The 11,210-nt window shown below is 42.4% G+C and carries 8 protein-coding genes; all 8 read right to left on the bottom strand.

Going from position 1 to position 11,210, the window contains the following annotated elements; genetic code table 11:
• Positions 1–169: 169 nt before the first annotated feature.
• The 8 genes from N8L90_RS05575 to argR all read right to left on the bottom strand — a co-directional run bounded on the left by N8L90_RS05575 (position 170) and on the right by argR (position 11,205).
• Entirely contained in the window at positions 170–604 is a 435-nt protein-coding gene (locus N8L90_RS05575) for a cytidine deaminase family protein (RefSeq protein WP_261024555.1), read from the bottom strand.
• Between the two features lie 13 nt (positions 605–617).
• Positions 618–2,078 (bottom strand): glutamate--tRNA ligase, encoded by a 1,461-nt coding sequence (gene gltX / locus N8L90_RS05570; protein ID WP_261024553.1) that lies wholly within the window; start codon positions 2,076–2,078, stop codon positions 618–620.
• Positions 2,079–2,205: 127 nt separating this feature from the next.
• Positions 2,206–3,555 carry a glucose-6-phosphate isomerase gene (locus N8L90_RS05565; protein ID WP_261024552.1) on the bottom strand — a complete coding sequence of 450 codons (1,350 nt, stop codon included), beginning with the start codon at positions 3,553–3,555 and terminating at the stop codon, positions 2,206–2,208.
• Between the two features lie 170 nt (positions 3,556–3,725).
• Positions 3,726–4,415 (bottom strand): gamma-glutamyl-gamma-aminobutyrate hydrolase family protein, encoded by a 690-nt coding sequence (locus N8L90_RS05560; protein ID WP_001138351.1) that lies wholly within the window; start codon positions 4,413–4,415, stop codon positions 3,726–3,728.
• Positions 4,416–4,553: 138 nt separating this feature from the next.
• A complete protein-coding gene (gene patB / locus N8L90_RS05555) occupies positions 4,554–6,320 on the bottom strand; it encodes a multidrug efflux ABC transporter subunit PatB (protein ID WP_261024551.1) in 1,767 nt (588 codons plus the stop codon).
• Between the two features lies 1 nt (position 6,321).
• Entirely contained in the window at positions 6,322–8,028 is a 1,707-nt protein-coding gene (gene patA / locus N8L90_RS05550) for a multidrug efflux ABC transporter subunit PatA (RefSeq protein ID WP_261024549.1), read from the bottom strand.
• A gap of 145 nt (positions 8,029–8,173) precedes the next feature.
• Positions 8,174–10,708, bottom strand: coding sequence for a DNA mismatch repair protein MutS (gene mutS, locus N8L90_RS05545; RefSeq protein ID WP_261024547.1), 2,535 nt, complete (start codon positions 10,706–10,708; stop codon positions 8,174–8,176).
• A gap of 50 nt (positions 10,709–10,758) precedes the next feature.
• Positions 10,759–11,205 (bottom strand): arginine repressor, encoded by a 447-nt coding sequence (gene argR, locus N8L90_RS05540; RefSeq protein WP_001231476.1) that lies wholly within the window; start codon positions 11,203–11,205, stop codon positions 10,759–10,761.
• Positions 11,206–11,210 lie beyond the last annotated feature (5 nt).

The following is an 11,210-nucleotide window of genomic DNA, read 5'->3' as shown; positions in this document are numbered from 1 at the left end:
CTTAACCCCTTGACCAACGGACCAGAGTTGTTATTTTCAACTCTTACTATTATACCGACTTTTCAAACTTTGTCAACACCTTTTTTAAACTTTTTACAAATTTTTCAATTCTTTTTCAAGTACAGTTTTTCAAATTATAGTAAAAAGAGCCAGAATTGTACTGACTCTTCTATTGTTCATTAAACTTAGAAGCACGTTCTTCTCCCCACCAATATGGGATTAGTTCTGCGACTTTCACCGTCTTTCTTGTATCGTAGTCCATCATGAATTCTGCATCTTTATTTTCAGCATTAAACTCTAAAAGGAATTCTCTACAATCACCGCAAGGCATGGCTGAACTTCCACCATAAGGTGGTTTATCTCGAAAGGCTAATACTTTTTTAACCTTAGTTTGTCCTGAAAATTGGTACATATTAAAGAGTGCCGCCCGCTCTGCGCAGAGATGGAAAACACCACAGGTTCCCTCCATACAGAATCCTGTAAATATTTGTCCATCTTCTGCTTCTACTGCAGCTACAACATGATTGGCATAAACAAAGTCTGATACTTCATGTGGATCGTATAGCTTCTGTGCTTCTTCGTACATCTTTTCCCAGATGTCCATTGTTGCATCCTTCTTACTTAGAGATTTCCTTTAACATATTTTCGATATGCTGAATTGATTTTTCACGTCCAAGCAAGAAAATTGTATCTGGTAATTCTGGTCCATGCATTTCACCTGAAACAGCGATACGAATAGGCATGAAAAGATTTTTCCCTTTAATACCTGTTTCTTTTTGGACTGCTTTAATTTGTGGGAAGATATTTTCTGTCACAAATTCATCATCTGTCATTGCTTCAAGTTTTGCTTTGAAGGCTTCAAGAACTGTTGGGACTGTTTCTCCCGCCATGACTTCACGCTCTGCTTCTGTCAGTTCTGGGAAATCTGAGAAGAAAAGATCTGTCAATGGAATAATTTCATCTACTGATTTCATTTGTGGTTTATATAGCTCAACTAATTTTTCAGCCTTATCAGTCAATCGGCCTGCTTCCTCTAAGAATGGTTTTGCCATTTCAAAGATAGTTTCTAGGTTTGCATTCTTGATATAATCATTGCTCATCCAGTCGAGTTTCTTCTGATCAAAGGCTGCTGGTGACTTGCTGAGGCGGTTTTCATCGAAAAGTTTAATGAGTTCTTCACGAGAGAAGATTTCATCTTCGCCACCTGGGTTCCAACCAAGAAGAGCAATAAAGTTAAAGACTGCTTCTGGAAGGTAACCTTTCTTTCGGTAATCTTCGATAAATTGAAGTGTATTAGTATCACGTTTAGATAACTTCTTACCAGTCTCAGAGTTGATAATCAAGGTCATGTGACCAAACTCTGGAGCTTCCCAACCAAGTGCTTCATAAACCATGAGCTGTTTTGGTGTATTAGCAATGTGATCGTCTCCACGGATTACGTGAGAAATTTGCATATCATGGTCATCAATGACAACGGCAAAGTTGTAAGTTGGGTAACCGTCTTTCTTTTGGATAACCCAGTCACCACCGATATTGCCACCTTCAAATTCGATATCACCTTTGACCATATCATGCCACTTGTAGATACCTGACTCATTGACAGCCAAACGAACAGTTGGGATGATCCCTGCTGCTTCACGTTCTGCGATGTAAGCTGCTTTTTCTTCTTCACTCATACCAAGGTATTCATTGATGTAGCGTGGTGTTTCGCCAGCTGCTTCTTGGCGTTCGCGTTCAGCTGCCAACTCTTCTTCTGTAACGTAAGATTTGTAGGCTTTTCCTTCAGCTAACAGTTGGTCGATGTATTTTTGATACAAGTCCAAACGCTCAGACTGGCGGTAATTTTCATGTGTTTCTGGGCTTTCATCCCAATCCATACCTAACCAGCGAAGGTTTTCAAGTTGTGAACGTTCACCATCCTCGACATGACGTTTACGGTCAGTATCTTCGATACGAATGATAAAAGTTCCACCATGATGACGTGCGTAAAGGTAGTTGAACAATGCTGTACGGGCATTCCCGATGTGTAGTAGTCCTGTTGGACTTGGTGCGTAACGTACGCGGATATCTTTTGACATAGTTTCTCCTATAAAGTCTCTAGGCGTCTGCCTTTTTGCTCTCTATATTATATCACAAGTCTTGGCTGAGTCCAATTTCTATGGATAAAGAGAGTAAAAAGAGTGGACAAACCACTCTTTTCTTCTATTATAGACGTGCGTTAAGTTCTTTGCTTAATTCTTCAAATCCTGGTTTTCCAAGGAGAGCAAACATGTTACGTTTGTAAGCTTCAACACCTGGTTGGTCAAATGGGTTGATAGCATTCAAGTAACCTGAAAGGGCGATAGCCAATTCGAAGAAGTAGATAGTGTAACCAAGAGTGAAAGCATCTTGCTCTGGAAGAGTCACGTACATGTTTGGTACATCACCATCTGTGTGGGCAAGAAGAACACCATCAGTCGCTTTTTTGTTTACAAAGTCAACGTCTTTTCCTTGAAGGTAACCAAGTCCATCAAGGTCTTCTTCCAAGCTAGGGATAATCACGTTTTTACGAGGTTTGTCAACACGGACAACTGTTTCAAACATGATACGAGTTCCTTCTTGGATAAATTGACCAAGTGAGTGCAAGTCAGTTGAGAAGTTAGCTGAAGTTGGGTAGATACCTTTTTGGTCTTTTCCTTCTGATTCACCAGCCAATTGTTTCCACCACTCTGAGAAGTATTGAAGTGATGGCTCATAGTTTACCAAGATTTCAGTTGCATAGCCTTTACGGTAAAGGATGTTACGAACAGCTGCATATTGGTAAGCTTCGTTTGCAGAGATTTTGTCTGAAGTGTAGTCTTTGCGAGCTGCATTCGCACCTTCCATAAGGGCTTTGATGTCAGCTCCTGATGCTGCGATTGGAAGCAAACCAACAGCTGTCAATACTGAGAAGCGTCCACCAATGTCATCTGGAACAACAAATGTTTCCCAACCGTTAGCGTCTGCTTCAACCTTAACAGCACCTTTTTGGCGGTCAGTTGTTGCATAGATACGTTTGTTAGCTTCTTCTTGACCGTATTTCTTAACCAAAAGTTCTTTGAAGACACGGAAAGCAATCGCTGGTTCAGTTGTTGTACCTGATTTAGAAATCACGTTTACTGAGAAGTCTTTGTCTGCAACATACTCTACCAAGTCAGCAAGGTAAGTAGATGAGATTGAGTTTCCTGCGTAAAGGATTTGTGGAGCCTTACGTTCTTCTTTTGTTTGCAAGTTAGCAAAGTGGTGGTTCAAGAAGTCGATTGCTGCTTTGGCACCAAGGTAAGATCCACCGATACCGATTACAACCAAGACATCGCTGTCTGATTTGATTTGCTCAGCAGCTTTCAAGATACGGTCAAATTCTTCACGGTCGTAGTTTTCAGGAAGATCCAACCATCCCAAGAAGTCGCTACCAGCACCAGTTCCTTTACGGATCAATTCATCTGCTGCTGTTACTTGTGATTGCATGTATTCCACTTCATGTGGTGCAACAAATTTGTCTAAAACTTTTGAATAATCAAATTTAATATGTGACATGTTATTCCTCCAATATTTCTTCTTTTCTATCATAACGCTTACCTTCTTTTTTTTCAAGTTTTTTTGTCGAATTTCTCCAATTTTTATCAGAATTCAAACGTTTGCGTAAAAATGCCACATTCCAAAAATTTTGAAAAAATAAAAGAAAGAACGACTAGATGTTCCAGTCGTTACAGTTCATTCAATAAATACTCAAATAATTCTAAATTGCCATCTTCTTCATTAACCAAAAACTCTGGATGCCACTGTAAACCGATAATGCGGTGCTCGTCGATAGACTCAATCGCTTCAATAGTTTGGTCTCTTGGATCAATAGCAGTTACACGGAAATTAGGTGCCAAATCTTTAATACTTTGACGATGAACTGAGTTAACCTGACTTTCTTTTCCGAATAGCTTAGCCACCACGCTTCCTTCTACTGTCTCAATAGAGTGAGATGTTCCGAAAGGCAGTCCTTGCCAGTGACCTTCGATTTCTTGATTGAGGGTTCCGCCAAAGGCAACATTGACAAGTTGAACACCACGGCAGATTGCCATAATTGGTTTATTCTGACGGAGCGCTTCTTTCAAAAGCGCCAATTCAAATTCATCACGCACTAGATTGTAATCGTCGCTCTCGATGGTCTTTTTCTCTCCGTAAAATTGAGGATGGACATTTTGCCCACCTGTCAAGATGAGCTTGTCAATCATTTCTACATAATCGCGCACGACTGACTCGTCACCAACAGGAATGACTAAAGGGAGACCGCCGACTTGACGAATGCTCTCTGCGAATCTACAAGATACAGATGAATGAATGTTTTTTCCTTCCGCGTCTACGGGACATAGATTTGCGGCAACTCCTACAACCGTTCTAGGCATGATGTCTCTCCTTTCGAATGTTAACGATAGTCCTATCATATCACTCAAAATGACTTTCGTCTAATATGTTTTTTTAAAGGCCGTGATAAATATTTTTTATGGACAAGAAAAAGCTGCCCACATAGGACAACTTCTTTCTTATTCAAAAATAAATTGATTGTGATAGAGTTCTGAATAGAAGCCACCTAGTTTCAAAAGTTCATGGTGATTACCGCGTTCAATGACTTCTCCATCTTTAAGGACAATAATCTGGTCTGCATTGAGGATGGTCTTCAAACGGTGGGCAATGACGAAACTGGTTCTGCCTGCTACAACCGCCTCCATGGCATGCTGAATCTTGCTTTCTGTCACCGTATCTACGTTTGAAGTTGCTTCATCGAGAATGAGAACTTCTGGATCTGTCATCAGGGTTCGAGCGATAGAAATCAATTGTTTCTGGCCTGTTGAGAAGATGCTCTGGTCATCATCTATAAGAGTATCGTACTTATCAGGTAAGCTTTCGATATAGTCGTGAATGTGGGTTGCCTTGGCTGCTGCCTCAACCATTTCTTGACTGGCATCTGGCACACCAAAACGGATATTGTCTCGAATCGTTCCGCTAAATAAAACCGAATCTTGCAAGACAATTCCCACCTTACTTCTGAGACTATCCAAGTCATAGTCACGAATGTCTTTGCCATCAAAATAGATCCCACCAGCATCAACATCATAAAAGCGATTGATAAGGTTCATAATGGTGGTTTTTCCTGAACCCGTCGGACCAACAACTGCTGTCATCTGGCCTTTAGGGGCAGAAATGCTGACATCTTTCAAAATAGGTTTATCAGGCAGGTATGAAAAATCAATATGACTGATTTCAACACCTTCTTGCAACTTAGTAAAGATCGGCGCCTTCTTAGGTCGGATTTCTTCCTCTGCGTCAAACATTTCCTGAATCCGTTCAGCACCTGTAAAGGCTAACTGAAGGCTTCCCCAACTAGCTGCAACTTGGATAATAGGCTGGTAGTACTGCTGTGAAAATTGGGCAAACATAACAATCAAACCTAGGGCTGTACTTGTTTCGATAGACTTATCATTCAAAAGTACAGCTGAACCAGCAAAGATGACGATGGCTGTATTAACCAGACTCATCCCATTCATGACAGGGAACAGAATTCCTGAGAACATTCTTCCTTTAAAGGTTGCCTTGCGCACGCGCTCATTTTGTTCAAGAAATCCTGCCATCATATCCTCTTGAATACCTTGCACAATGACAGCTTTTTGGCCTGAAATACTCTCGTCCATATAGGCGTTGAGCTTCCCTACCTCTTTCTGCTGGAGGTTGGTATATTTCCGTGCCATTTTTACGATGAAAATCAGCATGAGGAAAGCAACTGGTGTGCTGGCAATGGTGATGAGGGCCAGCGTCACATTTCTCGAAAACATGACAAGAATCAGACCAATATATAAAACAATATTGCTCATGACCTGAATCAAGCTCTCGTTAAAGGCTTGAAGGATATTATCCAAATCACTGGTAAAACGAGACAAGATATCCCCATCTTGTCGACGGTCAAAGAAAGAAACCGTCAAGCGAGCAAGCTTACCGAAGAGGCCTTTGCGCATCTCGTTTGTCGACTCTGCAATCACGCGCGTCATGAGACACATGTATATCACACTAGAGATAAATAGAACCAAAACCAGCAGGCCAAGATTGACCATGATTCCTGATAGACTTTGCCAAACAAGTTCTGGATTGCCATCTTGATAAGCTTGAACTAAATTAGCTAGCTGCGTCACTGCTTGTCCAGAAAATACCGGAAAGAGAGCTTGGGCAAGAGTAGCCAGAACAATCATCAGGATGACAACTACAAATGATAGCTTATAGACTTTAAAATAATTCCAAAAAAATTGAACTGTCTTCATTTTACTCCTCCTTTCCTTTCTGTGTCTCATAGATTTCACGGTAAACGGCATTGTTGGCAACCAAGTCTGCATGCGTCCCTTGACCAATCAATCGTCCTTGATCCAGAACCAAGATTTTATCTGCATGAACAACCGAGCTAATCTTTTGAGCGATGATAATGGTTGTTGTTCCCTTCAAGTCCTTATTCAAGGCTTCTTGCACTAGGCGCTCTGACTTGGCATCCAAGGCCGAGGTCGAATCGTCAAAAATCAGAATACGTGGATTGCTGACAATCCCACGCGCAATCGACATCCTTTGTTTTTGCCCACCTGAGAAATTGGTTCCCCGTTCCTCAACTGGACTTTCAAAGGTTTTCTCCATACGATGAATGAATTCACTGGCTTGGGCAATATTAGCTGCGCGTTCCATTTCAAATAGAGTAGCATCTCCCTTACCCTGTCTCAAGTTATCTGCAATCGTTCCACTAAAGAGAATGGCACGTTGAAGAACGATAGAAACAGTTTTACGCAAGGTTCCTTCACTCACTTCTCGAATATCCTTGCCTCCAATTTTGATGGCCCCTTCCTGCGGGTCAAAGAGACGTGGAATCAATTGAGCCAAGGTTGATTTTCCTGCACCAGTCGCTCCAACTACACCAATCATCTGACCAGGTTCAATAGTAAAGCTCACATCTTTCAGCATCGGTTCCTTATCCATTGGATAGGTAAAGGTCACATTTTCAAAGCTAAGACTTCCGACCAACTCTTCATCTGGGACATCCTTGAAGGTCATAGCTGGCTCTGCATCAAGAATTTCTCGAATACGACGCATGGAAATCATGGCACGGCTGACAGAGTTTCCCAAAAATCCAACCATGACAATGGTAAAGATAATCTGGCTTAGGTAATTGACAAAGGAAGCAATGGAGCCAACAACTGACGGATCCGACTGAACCATCCCTGCAACTAGCCAAATAGAGAGGAATACCGCCCCATAACCGACCAACATCATGAAAGGTTCCACTACTGAAAAGGCATAACCAATGTAAAGGTTTTGACCAAGAAGCTCGTCTGAAACCTCCGTAAACTTAGCAAACTGCTCTTTTTCTTGGACAAAGGACTTGACCACACGAACGCCACGCAAATTTTCCTTGGCAATGGCATTGATGCGTTCAAGAAGGGTTTGAAACTTGGCAAAACGAGGCCCCATCATTCCCATCATGACGGCAGTCAAGCCAAAAATTAAGATTACCATGAGAACAATCACCCACCACAGAGAGGGCAAAGTTTGAACCGCCAGGATAAACGAACCGATGAACAAGAGAGGAAGTCTGAAAAGAATTTGGAAGGTCATCATGACCACGTTCTGAATCTGGTTGATATCATTTGTCATTCGAACGACTAGATTTCCCGCATTAAATTGTTCAATATTGGCATAAGAAAAGGTTTGGATTTTACGGAAGGCGTCCTCCCGAAGGTCGGATGAAACTCCTTGGGCAATATAGGCTGCAAGGACAACATTGAGACCACCAGCAACTAGACCAACCAAGGCCACACCAATCAACCAAGCCCCGATACTATAAATAGCTTCATATTTTCCAGCAAGGAGGGCGTCTAACACTTCCTGCAGATAACGCGGTTGCAAAAGTGAACTAGCAACCATCAAGCCCGTCATCAGGAGCGAAGCTAAGGCCTGCCACTTGTAGGTTTTTATTTTCTGAATCAGCATACTTTCTCCTTAAAAAATAGACAAAAGGGAGCGACAATGCGTCAGCTCCTTTTCATTCTGTTTGTGTGATGTTATTCTAACAAAAAAGTGGGAACTTGTCAAAGAAGTCTCCTTGATACAGCTAGAATGACCAGTAATTTTCTCTTTATAGTTTCTGTTTTAACTCGACCAAGACATTCATAGCCTGCATAGGTGTCATATTGTAAACATCCAGTTTAGACAATTCTGCTAGGATAGGATGCTCTTCAGGTGTATCAAAGAGTGAAATCTGTTCAGTGACGTCACTTGTTTGTCTCATGGGAGCAGGACTTTCTGTACCTTGACTCTCTAACTGAGTCAAAATCTTATCCGCTCTTGCTAGGAGATCTGCTGGCAAACCAGCAATCTTAGCAACATGGATACCGTAGGATTTATCGGCTGGTCCTGGTTCAATCTTGTGAAGGAAGGTGACCTGCCCATCCTGCTCCAAGGTTGCCACGTGAACATTGACCAAGTGTTCCAAGCTAGACTCCAGACTAGTCAACTCATGGTAGTGGGTCGCAAAGAGGGTCTTGGCTCCGATATGCTCATGAATGTATTCGATGATAGACTGGGCAAGAGCCATACCATCATAAGTTGCAGTTCCCCGTCCTAATTCATCAAAGAGAATGAGAGAGTTCTTGGTCGCATGCGAAATGGCATTGTTGGCCTCCATCATCTCCACCATAAAGGTTGATTGGCCTGAAACCAAGTCATCTGCTGCTCCGATACGGGTAAAAATGGCATCGAAAATCGGCAAATGGGCGCTTTCTGCTGGCACATAAGAACCCAACTGGGCCATAACTGCCGTCATGGCTAACTGACGCATATAGGTTGACTTACCACTCATGTTTGGCCCTGTAATCAGTTGAATACTGGTATCTTCTGCCATCTGAATCGTATTTGGAATATAGGTCTGAGCCCCCATAACCTTTTCAACGACAGCATGACGCCCTTTCTGGATATCAATTCGCGAATCATCTCCGAATTCAGGTCGAATCAAATGCTGGGTTTCAGCAACAACTGCCAGACTTTGCAAGACATCAACGGTCGCAATTCCTTGAGCTAAAGCCTGCAAACGCTGGATGTACTTGCTGACTTCCTCACGGATACGCATAAAGATTTCATACTCTAGGGTGGCTGACTTCTCACGCGCCTCCAGCATGTCGCCTTCGATACGAGCTAATTCCTCGGTACCGAAGCGTTCTGAGTTTTTCAGCGTCGCCTTGCGGAAAAAGTGGGCAGGTACATTTCCCAGTTGAGAATTGGTCACATGGAAATAGTAGCCATCCTTTTTATTGTAGTCAATCTTAAGCGTGCTGATACCAGAGTTTTCGCGTTCCTTAGCCTCAATCTCAGCAATCCAACCAGTCCCTTCTCTGAGAACGCGACGGTACTTGTCTAAAGTCTCATCAAATCCAGTGCGGATAATACCACCTTCCGTAATCACATGAGGAGCTTCAGGAGCAATCGCTGCGCTAATCAAGCTCTCCAACTCAGGGATTCCATCCAGTTGTTCGATGAGATAGGCTAGAGCAGGTTGCTCCATCCCTTCTAAAATCGCTCGGATCCGTGGCACACTGGACAAGGTGGTCGCCAGCTGCAAGAGATCCTTGGGATTGGTTTTGCCAAAAGAAACCCGACTAGCCAATCGTTCGATATCATAAACTCCCTTGAGACTGTCTGTCAAATCACTACGCTCAAAGAAATGGTCGAGGAAGACCTGCACCACTTCTTGACGTTGGATGATTCGTTCCTTATCAATCAAAGGACGATGAATCCAAGAACGCAAGAGCCGCATACCCATAGCTGTTTTGGTTTCATCCAAAAGCCAGAAAAGACTGCCTTGCTTCTTGCCTGAACGGGCATTTTCAACCAAATCCAGACTAGCCTTGGTCGCATAATCCATCTGCAAGAAATCCTTGATTTCATAGCGGATAACAGGTTTGAGGTGGTTCAATTCCCTCATCTGAGTTCGATGAACATACTGGAGTAGCTTACTAGATGCTGCTTGCTCCACAGCTGCTAATCGTAAATCCAGTAAATGAAGGTCTTCAAAGCCTTCTTTTTCATAGGAAAGTACCAGATTCATCTGACGACAAAGGATTTGTTCCTCTTCCTCAGACAAGTCATATCCCAGCACCACTTCTCGCGCTTTGAGATTACGGATTTCCCCACAAACCAGCGTGAAATCCAAAAGACCTGTCACATAAAAGTCACCCGTCACCAGGTCCATATAAGCTAGGCCAAATTGATTGCCTTCGCGGTCTATGGCAACCAAAAAATTATTCTGACTGTCCGGCTTACTACTATCGACCACTGTTCCTGGCGTAATGACCTGAACAACCTCTCGTTTCACAACCCCAACTGCTTGTTTAGGATCTTCCATCTGCTCTGCGATAGCCACCTTATAACCCTGCTCAATCAAGACATCAATGTACTGTTGGGCAGAATGATAGGGAACACCCGCCATAGGAATCGGATTGTCGGCATTCTTGTTGCGACTCGTTAAGGAAATTTCCAGAATCTGCGCAGCATTGACCGCATCCTCATAAAATAATTCATAAAAATCACCCATCCGAAAGAGCAAAAAAGCATCTGGATATTGCTTTTTAATATCCACATACTGTTGCATGCCGGGTGATAGCTTTTCTGTCGCCATTTTCCGTCTCTCCTTGTCAAAAATAAGTCTTGAGAGCAACTCCCAAGACCTTACTTATCTTTCATCAAATCTAGCAAACGATCTTCCATGAGTTTGGCAACGTGCTGGTCTCGACAAATGACCAATAAGGTATTGGCACCAGCAACTGTTCCTAAAATCCATTCATCCTTGTTTGCATCTACAATATTTGCCAAAACAGAGGCTTCTCCCAGTTTGGTATGAAGTACCAAGGTAAACTCTGCTCTTGCAACACCTTCTAAATGATGAGACAAAAATTCCACCAAATCAATCTTTTCTGTCTCATTTGCTAGTACATAATACACCATATCATTTTTCTTGACCTTGGTCAAGCCGATTTCGCGCAAATCACGAGACAAGGTGGTCTGAGTCACAAAGACATTGTGTGCCTCCAACCGATCTTGAATTTCTTTTTGTGTACTTAATTTCTCCTCAGTAATCATTTTTTTTATTAACTGATGACGATCTCTTTTTCTCATAAAAT

It is taken from the genome of Streptococcus mitis (assembly GCF_946190115.1).
Lineage (GTDB): Bacteria > Bacillota > Bacilli > Lactobacillales > Streptococcaceae > Streptococcus > Streptococcus mitis_CO.
The sequence above is the reverse complement of the archived record's forward strand: the minus strand, read 5'-3'. Positions and strand labels throughout refer to the sequence as shown.

Excerpts from the sequence above, each read along its gene's own strand:
- N8L90_RS05575 (WP_261024555.1), bottom strand. The coding sequence starts at position 604 with ATGGACATCTGGGAAAAGATGTACGAAGAAGCACAGAAGCTATACGAT.
- argR (WP_001231476.1), bottom strand. The coding sequence starts at position 11,205 with ATGAGAAAAAGAGATCGTCATCAGTTAATAAAAAAAATGATTACTGAG.
- patB (WP_261024551.1), bottom strand. The coding sequence starts at position 6,320 with ATGAAGACAGTTCAATTTTTTTGGAATTATTTTAAAGTCTATAAGCTA.
- mutS (WP_261024547.1), bottom strand. The coding sequence starts at position 10,708 with ATGGCGACAGAAAAGCTATCACCCGGCATGCAACAGTATGTGGATATT.
- N8L90_RS05560 (WP_001138351.1), bottom strand. The coding sequence starts at position 4,415 with ATGCCTAGAACGGTTGTAGGAGTTGCCGCAAATCTATGTCCCGTAGAC.
- gltX (WP_261024553.1), bottom strand. The coding sequence starts at position 2,078 with ATGTCAAAAGATATCCGCGTACGTTACGCACCAAGTCCAACAGGACTA.
- N8L90_RS05565 (WP_261024552.1), bottom strand. The coding sequence starts at position 3,555 with ATGTCACATATTAAATTTGATTATTCAAAAGTTTTAGACAAATTTGTT.
- patA (WP_261024549.1), bottom strand. The coding sequence starts at position 8,028 with ATGCTGATTCAGAAAATAAAAACCTACAAGTGGCAGGCCTTAGCTTCG.